Genomic DNA, 19,155 nt, shown 5'->3' with positions numbered 1-19,155 from the left:
GGTGGCCAACCGAGATAATTGACGTCTATTGATGATTTCTCGGAATAATCTTTTAGTATCGCTAAATGGAATGGACGAGTTCGCAACTCCGGTCGTTGGTCGAGCTGACCAGGCGCGGCACCATTACCGCAGTAGCCGAGACGCTCGGGTACACCCCGGGAGGGGTCTCGCAGCAGCTGGCGGCCCTGGAACGCAGCGTCCGGGAGCCGCTACTGCGTCGCGTCGGGCGCCGCGTCGAACTCACCGATGCGGGTAGGGCTCTCGCCAGGCACGCCGAACGGATGTTGAGCATCGAGGCCGATGCGGTGGCCGCGCTGGAACGAACCACGCGAACCGTGGCAGGTTCACTGAACATCGGTGTGTTCGCCACCGCCGCGGCCGAGATCCTGCCGATCGCGCTCACCCGAGCGCGGGAGAAACATCCCGAACTCGCCGTGCAGAGCCGGGAGATGGTGGTCGACGAGGTGTACGACGCCGTCGCGGCCGGCTCGGTCGATCTCGCGCTCGGCCTGGACTACCCGGACGTACCGATCCCGCGGGCACCCAGTCTGCGGCTGGTCCGGCTGGTTCGCGAGCGGTTCGCCCTTGCCGTTCCCTCCGGCGTGCTGCCCGACAGGCAGGAGATCAGCGTGGCGGATACCGGCGATCTCGGCTGGATACTGCCCGATCTGGACACCCACTATGGACGGGCGATTCGCACGGTATGCCGGCGTGCCGGCGTCGAACCCGACGTGCGTCACCAGGTCACGGACACGGCGGCCTCGCTGGCACTGGTCGAAGCCGGCGTCGGCACCACCCCGGTCACCGACCTGATGCTGCGGCTGCGCCCCTCCCAGTTGCGCGTGCTCGACCTCACCGAACGCTTCGAACGAGATATCGTGATCATCGTACGCTCGGCCGCGCAGAGTCGCCCGACGGTCGCGGCGCTCGCCGGAGTACTCCACGAGCTGACCGCGACCGGCGAATAGCCGGCCCGCAGCGCATGCTGGCAAGGCCGCCGGGCTGCGGTCAGGTAGCCGAGTCCGTTGGATCGGCGGCCGCCTCGTGCCGCAGCCGCAGGAACTCGAGATGCCGCTCGTAGTGATCGAGCACATCGTCGATGAGCTGGTCCTTTCGGTAGCCCATGACGTCATAGCCCTGCCCGCCGTCGGCAAGGAACACCTCGACCCGGAAGTAACCGTCGCCGTTGCGTGCGTTGCGCGCGAACGCGGGAGTACGCGAAGGGCGCGGGCACACCAGATAGCCGAACTCCTCGGCGGCGCCAACCGGTGACCGCAGTTCCACCTGAAACAGCCCGGTCTTCGCATCGGTCCGCTGCTGCACGGTGGCTTCCTCGCCATGTGCCCGCAGTTCCTCGGCGACCTCGGTCAAGGCGGGCAGGCATACGTCATCACGGAACTTCTCGACCGCGGCCCGGTCGGAATAGCTGCGTGCCCTGGCCAATCGGTGGCGCCAACTCGCTGACTCGCCGCCCCGTCCGGACAGCGTGGACGGCAACATACCGACCAGTGCGTCCCGCCGGAATCCTTCCACCCGTAGTGCCCGATACAGCCCCCACATGACCAGGAACATCACCACCGAGAACGGCAGCCCGATAATGATGGTGGCGTTGGTCAGCGCGTCAATACCGTCCACAAGCAACATCGCCAGGGTGAGCAGCCCGGTTGCCGCCGCCCAGAAGATACGCAACCAGGGCGCGGCGTCCTGCGTCGGTGTACGCAGATGCGAGCTAAGGTTCGCCATCACCAATGCCCCCGAGTCCGCCGAGGTCACATACAACAGCAACCCGGCCACGACCGCGAGGCCAATGCTGAAGGTGGCACCCGGATGCTGGGCGAGTAGCGCGAAGAACCCTTCTTCTGGAACGTTCACCGCGGCCTCGCCGAACTCGGAATCACCGCCACGAACCGCGCGCAGTGCGGCGTTGCCGAACACCGAGATGAACGCCAGGGCGAAGAAGAACGGGATCACCAGGGTCGCCGTGACGAACTGCCGGATGGTGCGGCCGCGCGAGATGCGGGCAAGAAACATGCCGACGAACGGCGCCCACGCGATCCACCAGGCCCAGAAGAACAGCGTCCCGGAATTGAGCCAGTCGGTCGGCTGCTCGTAGGCGAAGGTGTCCAGCGTCATCCCCGGGAACCGGCTGACGAAGTCACCGACGTTCATCACGAGGGAATTGAGCACCTGGATCGGGTTCTCGAAGACCGAAAGGTAGATCATGAGCGCTACCGCGAGCAACACGTTGAGCTGGGATATTCGCCGGATCCCCTTGTCGACGCCGGAAACGGCGGACAGCGTGGCAATCAGTACCGCGATGACGATGAGCGCGATCTGGATCGGCAACCCCTGGGGCAGGTCGAACATGACGTTCAGCCCGTAGCTGAGCTGTACCACGCCGATACCCAGCGAAACAGCGATCCCGAAGATCGCCCCGATGACCGCCGCGAGATCCACGCTGTCGCCGGCCGGTCCGTGAATTCGTTTGCCGATCAGCGGGTACAGCGCGGATCGGATCGCCAACGGCAACCGGCGCCGGAAAGCGAAATAGCCGAGGGCCATACCCATCAGCGCGTACATCGCCCAGCCGGTGATGCCGTAATGGAATATCGTCCACACCACGGCCTGGCGCGCCGCCTCAATGGTTTCCGGGCTCCCCTGCGGCGGGTCGAGGTAATTCGTGACCGGACCGGAGATCGAGAAGAACATGAGATCGACACCGATGCCGGCGGCGAAAAACATCGCGGCCCACGCGAACAGCCCATAGTCCGGGGTGGAGTGTTGCGGGCCGAGTTTGATCTTTCCGTAACGCGATGCCGCGATGAAAACCACAAAGACGACGATCAACGTCGCGGTCAGGAAGTAGTACCAACCGAACCACTGCGAGATCCAGCCGACGGCCGCGCCGATCACATTGGCCGCGCCCTGCGGTGTGATGATCGCCCAGATCGAGATCACCAGGGTGATCCCGGCCGAACCAACGAAGACCAGCGGTTTGACCCGAGTCCGATCCGGCGGCTGCGCTTCTCCGGCCGATTCTGGCGCAGGCGTGGTCTCAGTGACGGACACTTTCTCACCTTCCCTGTCTGGTACCGCACGAATCTCATCGGGCGGATCAGGACAAGTCAAGGCACGGCAAGGTCACGTCAATCTTGATAACGCCGTATGTTAACCAACGGGACAACGGCACGGCGGAGAAAATGGCGGCTTCAGCCTCGCTGGAATCGCCAGATAATCATTGCTGGCGCATCGTTATTGGCGGCACGGGCAGCTTCCGGAACAACGCCAACCAGGCTCCACGGCCAGGTGTCCCACGGGCCGATGGATGATGTGGCGAATTCCACCCCTTGTGCTTCGCTCGGTATCGGTCGCGACGGCTCCACGCAATCAAGCGGTTACAGATTGTGCATTAACCCTGCCCGCAAATAATCACCCACCTGATGGCGGTAGCTGGCGAGGCGTTCGGGCCGGTCACCTGGTCCACGCAGCGAAGGAATCGAACCGCGCAGTACCGCCTCCGGGTGCACATCGGCGATCACCAGCTGCCCACCAGGTCGCAGCACCCTGGCGAATTCCGCCATAACGGGCGCGAGCTCGGGTACGTGGGTGAGCGACAAACCGCAGACAACCAGATCCACGCTGGATTCGAGAACCGGCAGTCTCCGCAGGTCGCCGAGCAGAAACTCGCCCCGCGGCACGCTGGCCCGAGCACGCGCGAGCATTTCGGGCGAACTGTCCACGGCGATCACCTGGTGTCCGTGCTCCACCAACCACCGCGAGTAGCGGCCGGTTCCGCATCCCGCATCCAGGGCTACACCGGGTGGCAACGTCTCGATCATGCGTCGCACCTCGGGCTCATCGATCGCGAACGCCGCGTTGCCAGGCTGGTCATACGTTTCGGACCAGATGCGGTAGCCGGCTACGGTATCCGTCCGATGCACCTCGACGGCCGCATCCGCCAGCGAATCGTCCGCGAGTAACCGTCGAACCTCGGCAATCCGCGCTTCGGTGAACTCCTTGCCGTACTCACCAATAAACCCACGCAGCAGGGCAATGCCTTCCAGACCGAGCACATAGCCCAGCGGGTGCTCATAGCTCACGCGGCGGAAGTTAACCAGCGGCGTTCGCCTGCGACCAATCAATTATCCGCCGCCGAGCTGTGCTAGTGCCCCGAGGCAAAGAGGCAGAAAGGATGTCCGTCGGGGTCGAACAGAACCCGAACCCCGTCCTGTGGCTGGAAATCGGCCAGGGTGGCGCCGGCATCCTGGGCCCAGGCCACCGCGGCATCGAGATCGTCGACCGCGATATCCAGATGCTCCTGTAACTGCTGCTCACCGGGAACCGATGGCCAGCTCGGTGGTACGTAACCGGATTCCCACTCGAAGTTGAGCGTCGGCATGCCGAGCCCGGCTGGTGGCCGGATCTGTGCCCAGCCGTCCTCCTGCGGGTAACCCGGCCGTGAAGGCTCCACAGTGGTCACTTCGAGATCGAGCAACCTACCGTAGAACTGGGCTAGCTCGCGTGGCTTGGCCGCGGCGATCGTGACCGACGTGACCCGCAATCGTGGCTTCATCGCACGCTCCGATACACCAGCGTGGCCGCAGCCAGATCGGCCAGCCCGGTGCCCACGGTCTTGAACACGGTGATCTGGTCGTCATGCTCGCGGCCAGCCAGCTCGCCACGGCATAGCTCCGGCAAGGTGCCGGCAACGGCGGCGGGATCCAGCACGCCAGCGGCGACCGGCTGGGCGATGTCGCCGGCCTCCTCGAACGCGACCGGCGAATCGATGTACACGGTGGCGCGACGAATGCACTCGTCATCGACTTCCCGCATGGTAGGGCGGAAGCTGCCGATAAGGTCGATATGCGTACCGGGCCGCAGCAACTCGCCGGAGATGATCGGCTCGGTGGCAAGCGTGGCGCAGCTGATGATGTCGGCTTCCGGGACCGCGGCGGAAAGATCGGTAACCTGCTTGGCAGGCATCCCACGCTGGCCGAGCTCGGCGACGAGCTGTTCGGCCACGGCGGCAGTCCTGTTGTAAACCAGGACCGTCCGAATATCGCGGACAGCGGCATACGCCTCAGCCGCCACGCTGCCGATATGCCCCGCGCCGACGATCAGCAACACGGCGCTGTCCGAACGAGCCAGGTAGGACGCCCCAAGCGCCGCGGTGCCGGTAGTCCGCCTGCGGGTCAGCTCGTTCCCGTCCAGCACCGCGAGATGCTCCCCGGTCACCGCGCTGGCGAGGATGTAGACCGACGAAAGGGCCGGTTGGCCGGCTTCGCTGTTGGCGGGGAACACGTTGACCAGCTTCACGCCAAGGTAGCCGCCCTCGGTCCAGGATGGCATCAACAGCAGGGTGGCATCGCTACTGCCATCGATCGCGTGATGATGGCGGTTCGGGGTATGCGCGTCCCGAACGAATCCCTCCCGCAGCGCGGGAATGAGCGCATCGAAGTTCAGGGCACGAGCGGTGTCTTCGGCGGATACGGACAGCATGGCTCCCCTTTCCGGATCAGGCCTCGCGGCCGGTTTCCATCCCGGCCGACAATATCCGTATCCGGGAGCGGCCGCGCCTACAGCTGCCGGATCACCCGTGCCGGGTTACCCGCGGCGAACACCTGATCAGGCACATCGCGGATCACCACGCTACCGGCGCCGATTACCGCGTTCGCGCCGATGGTCACTCCGGGGCAGACGATCACGCCGCCGCCGAGCCAGGCGTTGTCGCCGATCGTGATGGGTGCTGTTCGCTCCCATCCCGCACGGCGCCGCTCGTGATCCTCCATCGGATGCAGGGCGGTAAGCAGCTGCGCGCGCGGGCCGATCCGCACGTCATCACCGATCGCAACGGGGGCATCGTCCATCAGGAACGCGTCGTGGTTGACGAAACTATTGGCGCCAACGGTGATCTGCGCACCGTAGCTGCACTGAAACCGCGGCAGCACCGTGGCGCCAGGGCCGAGTTTGCCGAACAGTTCGGTCAGGATCGCGCGATGCTCATCCGCATCGTCGGTACCGGCGGCGTTGAAGCGATCCAGCATCCGCCAGCAGTGCCGTCGCTGCTCGCTCAGCTCGGCATCGTCGAGGTACCAGTCTCCACGCAGCATACGATCCGGCTGTTCACCCACGGCTTTCCCTCCTGTCGTCGCTGTACTCGCGCCCGACCGGCTAGCAGCTTTCCCGTTGCGGAAGGCCAACCGAATCCGTTTCACGGTCGCGATAGGTCTCCACCGCGAACGCGAGGAAGCGCGCCACATCCGCGAGATTGGATACGATGCCAAAGGATACGCGGATCGCTCCAGCCGAAGGCAGACCAAGCACGTTCAGGTACTCGTCCAGCGTCACCGCGGACGTTCGGCGGAGCGGACGCAGGGCAGCCACGTCGAGCCCGAAGGCATCCTCCCCTACCCCTGGATTACAGAAACAGCCGGTACGCAACGAGATCCGGGCTGCCGAGGCTTCCGCGGCAACGAGTCGCTCGTCGACGACCTTGCCGGTGCGGTCCAGGAAATTGAATGCCACGGTCCCGCCCCGGCTATCCGTCTCCAACGGGCCGTAGATCCGCGCGAGCGGGCTGCCGTCACTATGGCGCAGGGAACTCAGCTGGTCGAGGAACTGTCCGGTGAGACAGCGGACCCGAGTGCCAATGATGTCCACCCCGACGCCAGCGATCCAGTCGAGTCCAAAGTGCACATCGGGAATGGCCAGGAAATTCACCGTGCCGTCTTCGAACGCGGTTTCCTGCTGCGCCATGAGGTGCCAGGGCAGGCCCACACTCACCGCGCGGATGGTTCCACCGGAAAACCACGGTCGCACCAGCCTGGCCAACGCTTCCCGCCGCGCGACCAAACAGCCAACTCCGGTCGGATAACCGAACAGCTTGTACCAGCTGGCGAGTAGGAAGTCCGGCTGTATCTCGGCGAGGTCCAGCCGGTTCGTCGGAAGGTAGGCTGCCGCGTCCAGCAGCACGTCGTAGCCAAGCTCGCGCGCAAGACCCACCCACTCGAGCGGATGTTGCACTCCGCTGAAATTGCTCTGCGCGGGGTAGGCGAACAGTCCGCGCTTGCCCTTCGACAGCTCGGCGCGTAGCCGGTCCGGATCGACCCGAAGTTCGGGTGCGCTGGCGGATACGTAGGCCGTGCGGGCGTGCCCGCGTCGAGCGAACTCGCGCAAACCGTTCACTGAGTTGTGGTTGTCGAAGGTCAGTACCAACCTGCTGCGTCGGGAGAACGGGTAGGCCTCGCCAACAAGGCGGGCCGCGCCCGTGGCGTTCGGGGTGAACACGACCGTGTAGTCGACGGGATCCGCGTTGAGGTAGGTGAGAATCCGGTGGCGCGCGGCCTCGACCAACTCGGTCGCCGCCTCGCTGGTCGGGTTCACCGAATGCGGGTTCCCGAACAGCGTGCGCGCCAGCCGTTCCTGGTGCGCACGATGTTGCGCGCGGGCGGCAAGGCCGGAACCGGTGTAGTCCAGGTAGACGTGATCCTGCTCGTCAAGGTAGCCGTACTCGTTCGCCCGTAGCTCGTCGAGCTTGCTGGTACTCGCGTACTCCGGATACCGGTCGGTGATCACGCTCATCGCGCTGGCCCCATTTTCCTACGCAGCACCAGCAGTGTCGCCCCGGCAAACGCCACGGCGAAACCGGCGAGCAGTAGCCAGTTCGTCCACACTGGATGATCAAAACTGTCCCCGTAGGAGGCGAGTAGCGGTGGGCCAAGCGACGAGCCGCCATCCAGCCAGAGTGATGGCAGATCCACCGTCCTGCCGAGTGCTTCGAACGCCCACCGGTTGCTCATCGCGTAGCTGAACCATCGGCCCACCTCGGCCATTACCGGAACCGGCAGGAACGCGCCGACGAAGAGCACCTGCGGAAAGCACAGCATCGGCAGGGTCAGCGCGGCCTGCGACGGGCTGCGTACCGATGCGGCCGCGAGCAGCCCAAGTGTCAACGCGCAGACCGAAGCAAGGATCACGGTGCCGAACATCGCCATGTTGGCGCGCAAGGTCAGCTCGGGCAGCCGATCGGTCACCGAAAGCAGGCCGAGCAGTAACGCGTCCACGAGGAACAGCAGTGGCAGCAGTCCCACCACTTTGGACAACAGGTACGGCAGGAGACGAAGACCCGCGAAGCGTTCACGCCGCAGGATCGCGAACTCGTCACAGATCTGCGCCAGCCCGTAGGTGAGCCCGAAGAAGAAACCGCCGAACGCGATCCAGAAGAGGATCATCACGGTGGTGTTGGGGCTCGGATCGTCCGGGTCGAACGCTCCTGGGGAGAACAGCATCAGGAACATGAGCGCGATCATGATGGGCGATCCGAGCAGGATCGCGAGCGTGATCCTGTTGCGTACCAGTAATTCGATCGCGCGGCAGGTGAGTAGCCAGCATTGCCGTACCGCCGATACCTCGCGCCGCCGTGGCCGTGGCTCCACTGGCGTTGGCTGGATCGGCTGGGGTGTCCACTGGCGCTCGTCCAGCCGAGTGTAGATGTCCTCCGCGTTCGTGACCCCGAAATGATCAAGGGCATCCGCCGGCATACCGGCGAAAGCCAACCGCCCGTGATCGAGTACCAGAATCTCGTCGCACCAACTAATGTCGCCGGGGTTGTGCGTGGTGAACACGACCGTGTGCCCGGCTTCGGTCAACGAGGCCAGCTGCCTCAGCAGCTCCCGCCCGGTCGCGGGATCAAGACCGCTGGTCGGTTCGTCCAGGAACAGCACTTCCGGCTGGGCAAGTAGTTCGACAGCGATGCTCGCTCGTTTACGCTCGCCACCGCTCAGCGTACTGACGATCGCCGAAGCGCGGTGCGCAAGACCGACCATGTCAAGCACCTGGTCAACGGCGGCGGGATCGGTCCGGCCGCGCAACCTGGCGGCATAGCTCAAGGTGCGGCGCAACGGTAGATAGCGGTGCACGATATCGTCCTGCGGCACCAAGCCAACCTCTGTTGGGGTATTGACTCGCCCTTCGGTCGGCGTTCGCACGCCGGCAAGGAGTTCCACCAAGGTGCTTTTACCGGCCCCGCTCGGTCCGATGATCGCGACGAGTGTGCCCCCGCCGATCTCGGCCGTAACGGGTTCAAGGGTGAAATCGCCTGCACGCCAGGTCGCGCCAAGCGCCTGTACCGGAACTGCCGTGCGGGTGGCATCCATACGGCCTCCACGGGTCGATGCTCCCTTTTAGTGTGCAATACGCACGCAAGGGCGCGAGCCCGTAAATCCGTCACAAGAGGGCTGTCGAGCTCGGCTAGCGCCGACGAGGCCGACCGCGCTTACCCCGTTTCCCGCTACCCTGCCGATCTCGCGCGGTCGTCGAACGCGGGGCGGATTGTCGTGCGCGCCGCGCGGGCGCTGGTTGATCGGCCACCGGCTGCCGGCCGCGCGTGCTGTTCACCGTTCGGCCGCGCACGATCCCGATGAACTGCTCCATCAGGTCGGTGGTTTCGCTCGCCAACCAGGACAACGCGACCGACGACGTGGGTGCGTCCACGACCGGCCGATAGGTGAGGTCCTTGCGGTGATGCAGGCGGGCGAGCGACTGGGGAACCACCAGCAGCCCCACCCCGGCCGCGACCAGTTGGATGGCCGCCGCGGTCGTGGCTGGCCGCTCGACCGCGGGTAGGCCGGGCATCTGTACCCAGTCAAGGGTGTCGTCGAGGGGATGGAACAGCACGTCCTCGGCCAGATCCGCGCTTGTCACCTCATCGGCGGCGGTGACCACATGATCCTTGGGCACGACGACCACGGTGGTCTCCGTGTAGAGCGGGATCGCGTGCAGCCCCTCGCGGTCGATCGGCGAGCGCTGCAGTACCGCGTCCACGGCACCGTCGCGGACGCGATCGGTGGCTTCGGCCGCGGGCACCAGGACGAGCTCGAGCGGCACGGCCGGCGAACGCTCCTGCCAGATCCGCGCCCATTTGCCCGGGGTCACCCCGGCGACGTACCCGAGCCGAAACGAAGGGGACGCCTGCGAGCCAGTCACGGCCTCCAGGTTACCGGGCGTGATCGGCCGTCGCGCGCACCTCGTTACCCTGGACGGCATGACGTCGCACAAGACACCCCAGACGATGAAGCCGGCGACCGCCGCGAAGAAGCTGGGGATCTACCTCGAAGCCACCCCCGCGGAGTTCCAGGAGGGTGTCGTCTCCCGCGACGAGCTCAACGCACTGCAGGCCGATCCGCCGGAATGGCTGCGCGAGTTGCGCCGTAATGGCCCGCACCCCCGCCAGGTGGTCGCGGCACGGCTGGGGGTCTCCATCGGCGGGTTGGCCCGTGGCGGTATCACCACGCCACTGACCACCGAGCAGATCAATGAACTGAAAGCCGAAAGCCCGGATTGGTTGCAGCGCGAGCGCGCCACCCAGGCCGAGGTTCGCAAGGAAACCGCTCGGGTGAAGGAGCGCGACGCGCAGCGGCGCGAACAGCACTGAGGCGGCCCGGCCCCGAGCGCATCCAGCCTGGATGCGGTTAGCGCAGCACCGAGTTCTTCGTCTCCGGCAGCGTGAGGATCACGAAGAAGGCGATAGCCGCACCGACCGCGACGTAACCAAAGAACAGGTTCGCCAGCCCCGCCGCGGACAGCGCTTGAATAACCAGTGGTGCCGTGCCGCCGAACAGCGCGACCGTCAGGTTGTACCAGGCGCCGATGCCAAGCCCGCGCAACTCGGTCGGGAACAGCTCGCTCATGATCGCCGGGGCAATCGACGTCATCGCGGTGTAGAGCGCCAGCCCGACGCCGAAAACCACCAGCATATTGCCGAATCCGGGACCGATCAGCCAGGAAAGCGGGATGATCAGGATCGCGGTTGCCGCTGACCAGGCCAGCAACTGCGGTTTACGCCCGATGCGGTCGGAGAGCATGCCCATCGGGTACTGCAACGCGACAAACACCGCGGTCGCGATCGATAGCGCGAGGAAGACCTCTTGTGGATCCGCGCCCTCAGAGCTCGTCGCGTATGGGGTCAGGGCGGAGAAGAAGGTGTAATAGCAGAGGGTGTTCAACAGGGTGAACCCGATCAGCTGCGCCACTGCCTTCGGATGCTCCCGCACGGTGAGCAGGAACGGGTTACGCAGGCGCGCCGCACGCGCCTTGTTCTGCTCGAACTGCTCGGTCTCGGCCATATTGCGCCGCATCCACAGCCCGATCAATCCGAGCACGCCACCAAGCAGGAACGGCAACCGCCAGCCCCATGAGCCAAGCTGGTCTTCGCTCAGCGTCGCGGCGAGCAGCGCGCCGAGCAACGATGCGAGCAGTACCGCGGTACCGGTGGAAATGTAGAAGAACGAGGAGAACCGTCCCCGGCGCGCGGGTGGGGCGATCTCGGCAAGATAGGCCGAGGCGTTGGAGACCTCGCCGCCGAGCGACATCCCCTGTGCGACCCGCGCGAGCAGCAACAGGACAGGGGCGAGCCAGCCGACCATATCGAAGGTCGGCAGAAGCGCGATGACGAAGGACCCGCCGGACATCAGCAGGATCGTCAGCAGCATCGCGGTGCGCCGGCCACGTAGGTCGGCGAAGCGGCCGAGCAGGAAACCGCCGAGTGGCCGGAAGAAGAAGGCCAGCGCGTAAGTGCCCAGAGTGGACAGCAGCGCGGCGGTTGGATTCCCGTCCGGGAAGATCTGGGTCGCGAAATAGATCGAGAACGTCGCGTAGATCGTCCAGTCGTACCACTCGATGGCATTGCCAATCGACGCGGCGACCAGCGTGCGTACCGGCAACCGATCCCGGCCAGTACTCGACGAAGCGGTGGGTGGGAGATCAGAACGTTGGGACACGGCGGCTCTCCATGGTCGCGCGCCGTCGAACGGCACCGACGGACTCGATGACTAAGCGCATAGTTGTCGCCTGGATCAACCGTGTCAAGCAGTAACAGCCTGTGGGAAGCACCCCGGTGTATGCACATCTGCTCAGCAGCCCGGCGCTCTAGGCGCCTCAAGCGCTCTACTGTGGACGTTCCAGCCAGCCTCGCCGAGGCGGCTCCCGTCCACATACGACGAACGAAGGCCGGCGGGTCAGCGGTTCAAGCGCAGTCGAGTCCAGCTCGAGCAGGCAAGAACGGTGAAGGCCACGGCGAAGGCGGGTACCAGCGCGAGCTGCCAGGCGGTCACCTCCGTGCCATGACTCATCGCCCAGAGCGCGGGACCAGCAAGCGGTAGCCAAGCTCCCGCCCCGGCCAACACGGCAACCTGGCTGACGACCACGAGCCCGATCGCACAGCCGACCCCAGCCAGCAGGGAGCGCGTCACCGTCGCGACCCAAGCGATAGGGGTCGCGACCGCCCCGGTGAGTACCCCAAGCAGGAGTTGCCGGCCAAGTGCTGCCCAGGCTCCGCCGGTGGGGCCGCCATAGCCAAGCAGAGCGCCGAGTCCAAGCAGCCCGAGGGTCAGCAGCAGGCTCAGCCCGACGACCCAGACCGCATACACCGCGAGTTTGCCGAGCGCGATCCGGCCCCTGCTGACCGGCAAGGCGAACAGTCCCGTGATCGTGCCGTCCGCGAACTCCCTGCCGAACAGCCAGGCAAGGACCACCCCGCAACCGAGTAACCCGCCGGCGGCGGTGACCTGCGCGGCCGAGGAAAGCAGCCCCGCCCAGTCCCGGGTCGCGGCTGGGCCCAGCTTTGCCACGAGATCGGGGTTCCCGCTTGCCAACGCGGCGGTGATCCCGCCGAGTAGCACAAGCGTGCCGCCCACCAGGGCAACGCTTGCGATCACACCGACCGGCGAGCGAACGAGCTTCCGGACTTCGACCCGAAACACCGCGTTCATGGCACTGGTCCGATTCATGACGTTTGCTCGCATTCCGCGGCCCGGCTTGTGTCGTCGTCGTGGATTCGGTCGAAGAAGGTGCGTTCCAGATCGCGCCCAGTGGGGTCGAGTTCGCCAATCAGCCGGCCGGCATTCAGCAACACGATGCGGTCCGCGATCCGGGCCACCTCATCCAGGTGATGGCTACTGACGACGACCGCGGCTCCTTCTGCCGCGCGCTTGGTGAGTTGGTCCCGCAGCACCAGCACCGAACTCGGGTCGAGCGCGTTACTCGGCTCGTCCAGCACGATCAGTTGGGGATCGTGCTGGAGCACGCTGGCTAGCCCGGTTCGCTGCCGGTTACCGAGGGAAAGACGGCGAAAACGGCGATCCGCGACCGGTCCGAGCCGCCAATCATCGAGCGCGCGCTCGACGCATCGCGGATCGCTGCCACGCAACAGGCAGGCGATGCGGAGGTTTTCCCGCACGGTCAACTCCGGATAGGCCAGCGGCACCTCGACGAGCGCCCCAACACCGCACCAGCGCGCCGAAGGCAACTCGCGAAGGGCATGGCCGAGCACCCGCACGGTGCCACTGTCCGGACGAAGCATGCCGACGGCAAGGCGCATCAGCGTGGTCTTGCCCGCCCCGTTCAGCCCGACCAGCGCGACGATCTCGCCTTCGGCGACGGCAAGGTCAAGCTCCGCGACGCCGATACCTTCCCCGAAACTCAGGCTGACCTGCTCGAAGGTGAGCATCCTCAGTCACCGCCCAATACACTCAGTGCCCGGTCCACCACATCCGTCAGGCTGACCTGCCCAGCCGGTTCTCTGGTGGCTTGGGCCCACTCCAACAGCGCCGTGCTCAGCCCGGCGATGACGGCCGTCGCTGCCACCCGCGCCTCATCGGCGGCAGCACCGCGGATCACCAGTGCATCGGCCAGCGCGGTGACGGTGGTGGCGCTACCGCGTTCCAGCGCGCCGCGCAAGGCCGAGGTTTCCGCGACGACCCGCAACACGGCGCACAACGCCGCCGTCGACTCCGGATCGAGCTGATGCCACTGCTGCCGGATCCCCTCGGCGAGTGCGCGCATCGACGACTCTCCTGGCGGCCGGGTTCGTACCGCTTCGGCCATCAGCGGGTCGTAAGGATCTTCGAGCAACAGCGCCTCCTTGGTGCCGAAGTGCCGGAACAGGGTCATTTCCGTCACTCCGGCGAGGTCCGCGATCTGCGCCGTAGGCGTCGCGTCATAGCCCTGCTCCAGGAACAGCTCCAAAGCCGCGCGGCGCAGTGCCTCATGCGTCTGCTGCCATCTCCCCACAGGAGTAAATGTTAGTGACTAACATGGAGCTGTCAAGCGGCTAGACTCCACGGCAATGACTCAACTGACCCTCCCGTTGACAACTGACCGACTACTGCTGCGGCCGCACGAGAAAGCGGATACGAGCCCGCTGCAGCGCATCTACGCACGTCCGGACGTCGCCCGTTTTCTCCTCGAGGAGCCGTGGACAGCCGAGGACGCGATCGCGCGCGTCGACGAGCGACTGACGAGGACCGATCTGGACGGCGAGAGTGAAGCCCTGGCACTTGTCATCGAGTACGACTCGGCGACGATTGGCGATATCGCGCTCTGGTTCACCGACAAGGAACACCGGATGGCCGAGATTGGCTGGGTCCTCGATCCGGAGTTCGGTGGCCAGGGATTCGCCACGGAAGCGGTGCACGCCGTGCTGGAGGCCAGTTTCGAGGTATACGGTCTACACCGGGTCAGCGCCCAGATGGATGCGCGAAACACCGCTTCCGCGCGGCTTGCCAGCAAGGTGGGCATGCGCAGGGAAGCGCACCTGCGGCAGAACTGGTGGAGCAAGGGTGAGTGGACCGACACGTTGGTCTTCGCCATGCTGGCAAGCGACCGTCCACAACGAACTGCGGACTGAGCCCTTGCGAGTTCGGCTAGGTTGGTGATCCGTGGCGACTATTTCCGGGTACGGACCGCTTGGCGCTGGTCACGTCAACCCGACGCTGGGCATCGTGGCTGAGCTCGTGCGCCGTGGGCATCAGGTGACCTATTGGGCACCGAGCATGTTCGCCGAGCGGATCACCGAGACTGGTGCCAAGTTCGAGCCGGTCGATTCGTTGTGGGAACGGCTTCCTGGCGGGCCGCCACAGATGCACGGCAAGGAACTTGTTCGGGCGATGGGGCTGCTGCTGGACGAGACCAAAGCGATGGTGCCGCGGTTGGCCGGCGCTCCGGCGCCGGATCTGGTGCTGCATGACGGCCCGCTCGCCTGGTGGGGGCGGATCCTGGCACATCGCTGGGGCGTACCGGCGGTGGAGACCTGGCCGAACTTCGTGGGCAACAAGCACTGGTCGATGGCCAACTATGCCAAGATCAACCCGGCAAGCCCGCGTTTCCTGTGGCAGCTGCTCCGGCTCGGCCGTTATCTGCGTGGCCAGGGCATTCGCGAGGTAGCCAAGTTCACTCAGGGGCAGCTGGCGGCCGCGCGGATCGTCACGCTGCCACGAGCCTTTCAGTATGCCGGCGACACTTTCCACGGATGGGATTTCGTCGGGCCCTGCCTCACTGGACGCGGCTACCAGGACGACTGGACGCCGCCGGGTAACGACCTGCCGGTGCTCCTGGTTTCCCTTGGCACCGCTTACAACGCGCGGCCGGACTTCTACCGGATGATCGTCGAATCAGCCGCCGAGCAACCTTGGCATGTCGTACTCGCCACCGGCGATCAGGTGCGGCGAGCCGAACTCGGCCGCATCCCGGACAACGTCGAGGTCCACGAACAGGTTCCACAGTTGGCCGTACTCCGGCACGCGCGCGCCTTTGTCACGCATGCCGGAATGGGCAGCACGATGGAGGCCATCCACCAGCGAGTGCCACTCGTCGCCGTCCCGCAGATGGCCGAGCAACGGGCCAATGCTGACCGGATCGCCGAGCTCGGACTTGGCCACGCGCTCGATCCGGCGACGGTGGACGCCGATGCGCTCTGGAAGGCGGCCAATGCGCTCGCCGGCGACGTGGATGTCCGCGACCGGCTGACCACGATGCGCGCCGAAATGGACACCGCCGGCGGTGCGAGCGCGGCCGGCGACATCATCGAACGAATCCTCGCCGAGTCCTGAGCGGCAGGGCGGCACACACCGCACACCAGCCCGACGTGCCACTCGACCTCGTTAGCAACCAGGTGCGGCATGGCCAACTTAGACTGGCGAGTATGCGGATCGAGGTACTCGGCCCGGTTCGGCTCAGCGCCGAGCCGGGAGCCCCAGTTGAGGTGGCCGAACGTCACCTGCGACTGCTGTTGGCCGCGCTGGTGGCCGCCAACGGCGAGCCGGTATCGACCGATGCGCTGATCGACCGGCTATGGGGCGAGAGCCTACCCGCGAATCCCAAAAAAGTGTTGCGCGCCAAACTTTCCCGGCTGCGCGCCGTGCTGGACAAGGCACAGCCCGGCGCCCGCGAGTTCCTCACGCACGCCGGCGGTGGGTATCGGCTCACCGTACCGTCCGATGTAGTCGATGCCGGCCGCTTCCAGCACGCGATCGAGCGCGCCCGCGGGGCGACCGATGGACAGCGCAAGATCGACGGTCTCACCGAAGCGCTGGAACTCTGGCGTGGCGAACCGTACGGCGATATCGCGGACGAGATCTGGCTTGCTCCCGCTGTGGCACAGTTGCGAAAGCTGCGCGGCGACGCATTGGAAATCTTGGTAGAAAGCCTCGTCCAGCAGGGTGCACCAGAGAAGGCACTCAGCTACGCGGACGGTCTGGTTGCCGAACACGCCACGCGGGAGGGGCTGATCACCGCGCTGATGCTGGCGCTGTATCAGGTCGGCCGCCAACACGAGGCGCTCGCGATGTACGAGTCGCTCCGTCACCGGCTCGCCGAAGACCTCGGTATCGATCCGAGCCCACATATCCGTGAACTGCACGGCCAGATCCTGCGCCAGGACCCCGCACTGACCCGAACACCGGGCCCGAAACCCGACACGGCCGTGCACGCCCGCCGCACGAACCTGCCGGCCGAGACCACGCCACTGATCGGACGCGAACGCGAGGGCGAACAGGTCACGGCGCTACTGGCCGAGTCTCGGCTGGTCACCCTGACCGGAATCGGTGGCGTGGGCAAGACTCGCCTCGCCCTGCGACTGGCCCACGATCAGGCGGCGCACTTCACTCGTGGCGCCTGGTTTATCGAGCTGACCGAGCTGACCACGACCACGGGGGATCAACTCGGTTCGGGGGAACGCATCGCGGCCCTTGCCGTGACCACGATGGAGCTGTCCGATCAGCTGTCGACCGCTGGATCCATGGGACGGTTACGCCAAGCACTGGGTGCGCATTCGACGTTGCTGGTGCTGGACAACTGTGAACATGTGGCGGCCGAGGCCGCGGTGTTCGTCGCGGAACTGCTCCGTCAGGTTCCCAGTGCACGGGTGCTCGCCACCAGCCGCGAACCCCTTGGTTTGCCCGAAGAACAGCGGTTCGATGTTGGCGCGCTCAGCACGGAGTCCACGGCGAGCGGCGAAACCAGTGCGGCCGTGGAACTGTTCATCGCCCGCGCCAAGGCCAGCGATCCGGACGTCGCGCTCGATGCGCACACCACTGCCGCGATTGCCGAACTGTGTCGCCGGCTGGACGGACTACCGCTTGCTTTGGAGTTGGCCGCGGGGCGCATCCGGGGCCTTTCCGTGCATGATCTGTTAGCGCGCCTCAGCGATCGGCTGAATCTGCTGCGTCGGCCCGGCCGTGGAGTACCCCGGCGCCAGCAGACGCTCCGCGGAATGATCGACTGGAGTTGGTCGCTGCTCGAGGAGGCCGAACAGACCGTGCTGCGCCGGCTCGCCATCCATCCGGGCACCCTGAGCCTCGCCGCGGCCGAAGTGATCTGCGCCGACGACACCTACGACACTGACCAGCCGGTTGTCCGGCCGTCCGATGTGGCTGACGTGCTTATCGGGTTGGTGGATCGCAGCATGGTGAACACCGTGCACACCCCCGCTGGGGTGCGCTACGGCCTGCTGGAGTCGATCAGCACCTACGCCGAGGAAAAGCTCGACGAAGCCGGCGAGCGCGCCGCCTTCGCGCAGCGCCACCTGCACTACTATCTCGACCTCGCGCGCGAAGCTGACGAACACATCCGTGGTCCAGCGCAACGACATTGGCTGACCAGGCTGGAGTCCGAACGCAACCAGCTACGGCACGCCTTCGACACGGCCGTCAGCGCGAAGGACGGGCACAGCGCGGTCGCGATGGCCGTGCGAACCTTCTGGTATCAATGGATCGCTGGGCATCACGCCAATCTGCATCGCGATGTGAACACCGCGACCACGCTGCCGGGACCACGGGATGACACGTATGCCGCCGCGGCTACTCTGGCGGCCTGCATGAACCTGCATCGGCGACCAGGGCGGGAAGCAGACCTGGTCGCCGAAGCGCTGGCGTTGTTCCGCGATGACCGCGCCCGAGCCCGAATGCAGTGGTTCGCTGGGACCTCGTTGCTCGGCATCGGTATCCGCGATGCCGGCGAGAAACACGTGGATGAGTCCATCGCGATCCTGCAAGCCCTTGGCCACGAGTGGGACGTCGCGGTTGCGGCGAGCCAGCGAGATTGGTTCCTGGTGAGCAACTGGGGTGTCGCGCCGCGCGGTCAACCGGACGGCCGCGATCCGGAGACCGTGCTGCGTGCCCTCGGTGATGGCTACGGCCTGTCCCAGGTGTTCGGTGTCGAGTACCAGGTCGCTGAGCTGCGTGGCGATCATCGCCGAGCGGCGGATGCCGCTACGCGTGCCTTGGACATCTGCTTCGATCTTGATCTGCGGGTCGAGGCTTCCTACTGGTTCAGCGCGGCGGCCATCGCGGCGGTACGCTCGGGTGATCTGCCACTCGCACACGAGCGAGTGGCACAAGCGAGATCGCTGGCCTCCGATGTGGCCGATCAGAACGGGTTGCTGTTCGCTGACTTCGCCGAAGCGAACATCGCCCGCTGCACCGGAGATCCCGCTACCGCCCGAGCCCTGTTGGACCGCTGGCTGAGTTACCACGGCCGGTTAGCCGAACGCGACTCCAGCGCGCAGTTCGAGCGGGGTTTCCTTGCCATCCAGGAAGGCGACCTGAACCAAGCCGAGGACGCCCTCCGGCACCTGACCGCACGGCCCGCGCGGGATCCCGAATCGCCGGCGACCGCACGGATGCTGGAGCTGACTGCCGCCGTCCGTGCGGCCCGACCCGATGCCGAAGACCTCCGAGCCGCCGCGGAACTGCTCGGCGCGGCCGATGCGTTGCGGGCGCGGATCGGTGCCGAACCATCGATGCCAGAACGGGGCGATATCGACCGGATCCGTGCCCGGGTAGGTGAACGGCTTCCGGGCGGTGTCGCTCACTGATCGGACTG

Annotated in this window: 17 protein-coding genes; 5 read left to right on the top strand and 12 right to left on the bottom strand. The window is 65.9% G+C overall.

The features are described from left to right. The first annotated feature begins 65 nt into the window (after positions 1-65). Positions 66-968 carry a LysR family transcriptional regulator gene (locus EV191_RS08660; RefSeq protein ID WP_132876404.1) on the top strand — a complete coding sequence of 301 codons (903 nt, stop codon included), beginning with the start codon at positions 66-68 and terminating at the stop codon, positions 966-968. 40 nt (positions 969-1,008) lie between these two features. On the opposite strand, the gene betT is transcribed toward EV191_RS08660, so the two are convergent. The 8 genes from betT to EV191_RS08620 form a co-directional block, all read right to left on the bottom strand. Next, positions 1,009-3,069 (bottom strand): choline BCCT transporter BetT, encoded by a 2,061-nt coding sequence (gene betT / locus EV191_RS08655; RefSeq protein WP_132876403.1) that lies wholly within the window; start codon positions 3,067-3,069, stop codon positions 1,009-1,011. A gap of 326 nt (positions 3,070-3,395) precedes the next feature. Next, positions 3,396-4,100 carry a class I SAM-dependent methyltransferase gene (locus EV191_RS08650; RefSeq protein ID WP_243658837.1) on the bottom strand — a complete coding sequence of 235 codons (705 nt, stop codon included), beginning with the start codon at positions 4,098-4,100 and terminating at the stop codon, positions 3,396-3,398. A gap of 62 nt (positions 4,101-4,162) precedes the next feature. After that, positions 4,163-4,573, bottom strand: coding sequence for a VOC family protein (locus EV191_RS08645; protein ID WP_132876402.1), 411 nt, complete (start codon positions 4,571-4,573; stop codon positions 4,163-4,165). Further along, a complete protein-coding gene (gene lhpI, locus EV191_RS08640; protein ID WP_132876401.1) occupies positions 4,570-5,499 on the bottom strand; it encodes a bifunctional Delta(1)-pyrroline-2-carboxylate/Delta(1)-piperideine-2-carboxylate reductase in 930 nt (309 codons plus the stop codon). The genes EV191_RS08645 and lhpI overlap by 4 nt, the downstream gene beginning before the upstream one ends. A gap of 77 nt (positions 5,500-5,576) precedes the next feature. Beyond that, positions 5,577-6,131 carry a sugar O-acetyltransferase gene (locus tag EV191_RS08635; RefSeq protein WP_132876400.1) on the bottom strand — a complete coding sequence of 185 codons (555 nt, stop codon included), beginning with the start codon at positions 6,129-6,131 and terminating at the stop codon, positions 5,577-5,579. A gap of 40 nt (positions 6,132-6,171) precedes the next feature. Then, positions 6,172-7,581 carry an aminotransferase class V-fold PLP-dependent enzyme gene (locus tag EV191_RS08630; RefSeq protein WP_132876399.1) on the bottom strand — a complete coding sequence of 470 codons (1,410 nt, stop codon included), beginning with the start codon at positions 7,579-7,581 and terminating at the stop codon, positions 6,172-6,174. After that, the gene (locus EV191_RS08625) at positions 7,578-9,155 is read right to left on the bottom strand and encodes an ATP-binding cassette domain-containing protein (RefSeq protein ID WP_132876398.1); all 1,578 of its coding nucleotides are present in this window, start codon (positions 9,153-9,155) and stop codon (positions 7,578-7,580) included. Before EV191_RS08625 ends, EV191_RS08630 begins: the two co-directional genes overlap by 4 nt. A 94-nt stretch (positions 9,156-9,249) precedes the next feature. Further along, positions 9,250-9,984 (bottom strand): LysR substrate-binding domain-containing protein, encoded by a 735-nt coding sequence (locus EV191_RS08620; RefSeq protein WP_243658836.1) that lies wholly within the window; start codon positions 9,982-9,984, stop codon positions 9,250-9,252. 58 nt (positions 9,985-10,042) lie between these two features. Here EV191_RS08620 and EV191_RS08615 point away from each other — a divergent pair, with 58 nt between their 5' ends. Continuing rightward, positions 10,043-10,432 carry a DUF5997 family protein gene (locus tag EV191_RS08615; RefSeq protein WP_132876396.1) on the top strand — a complete coding sequence of 130 codons (390 nt, stop codon included), beginning with the start codon at positions 10,043-10,045 and terminating at the stop codon, positions 10,430-10,432. Between the two features lie 37 nt (positions 10,433-10,469). Here EV191_RS08615 and EV191_RS08610 read toward each other — a convergent pair whose 3' ends face one another. The 4 genes from EV191_RS08610 to EV191_RS08595 all read right to left on the bottom strand — a co-directional run bounded on the left by EV191_RS08610 (position 10,470) and on the right by EV191_RS08595 (position 14,067). Further along, positions 10,470-11,777 (bottom strand): MFS transporter, encoded by a 1,308-nt coding sequence (locus EV191_RS08610; RefSeq protein WP_132876395.1) that lies wholly within the window; start codon positions 11,775-11,777, stop codon positions 10,470-10,472. A 237-nt stretch (positions 11,778-12,014) separates the two neighbouring features. Then, entirely contained in the window at positions 12,015-12,785 is a 771-nt protein-coding gene (locus EV191_RS08605; protein ID WP_165912883.1) for an ABC transporter permease, read from the bottom strand. Continuing rightward, the gene (locus tag EV191_RS08600; RefSeq protein WP_132876393.1) at positions 12,782-13,504 is read right to left on the bottom strand and encodes an ABC transporter ATP-binding protein; all 723 of its coding nucleotides are present in this window, start codon (positions 13,502-13,504) and stop codon (positions 12,782-12,784) included. The genes EV191_RS08605 and EV191_RS08600 overlap by 4 nt, the downstream gene beginning before the upstream one ends. A gap of 2 nt (positions 13,505-13,506) precedes the next feature. Continuing rightward, positions 13,507-14,067 (bottom strand): TetR/AcrR family transcriptional regulator, encoded by a 561-nt coding sequence (locus tag EV191_RS08595; RefSeq protein ID WP_132876392.1) that lies wholly within the window; start codon positions 14,065-14,067, stop codon positions 13,507-13,509. Positions 14,068-14,122: 55 nt separating this feature from the next. Here EV191_RS08595 and EV191_RS08590 point away from each other — a divergent pair, with 55 nt between their 5' ends. From EV191_RS08590 to EV191_RS08580, 3 genes are all read left to right on the top strand, one after another. Beyond that, positions 14,123-14,683 carry a GNAT family N-acetyltransferase gene (locus EV191_RS08590; protein WP_132876391.1) on the top strand — a complete coding sequence of 187 codons (561 nt, stop codon included), beginning with the start codon at positions 14,123-14,125 and terminating at the stop codon, positions 14,681-14,683. A gap of 31 nt (positions 14,684-14,714) precedes the next feature. Next, a complete protein-coding gene (locus EV191_RS08585; RefSeq protein ID WP_132876390.1) occupies positions 14,715-15,884 on the top strand; it encodes a macrolide family glycosyltransferase in 1,170 nt (389 codons plus the stop codon). A 92-nt stretch (positions 15,885-15,976) separates the two neighbouring features. Continuing rightward, complete coding sequence (locus EV191_RS08580) at positions 15,977-19,147, top strand: AfsR/SARP family transcriptional regulator (RefSeq protein WP_132876389.1); 3,171 nt, start codon at positions 15,977-15,979, stop codon at positions 19,145-19,147. Positions 19,148-19,155 lie beyond the last annotated feature (8 nt).

The sequence above is a fragment of the Tamaricihabitans halophyticus genome (assembly GCF_004340875.1).
Taxonomy (GTDB): Bacteria; Actinomycetota; Actinomycetes; order Mycobacteriales; family Pseudonocardiaceae; genus Tamaricihabitans; species Tamaricihabitans halophyticus.
This window is presented reverse-complemented; position numbering and strand designations above follow the sequence as displayed.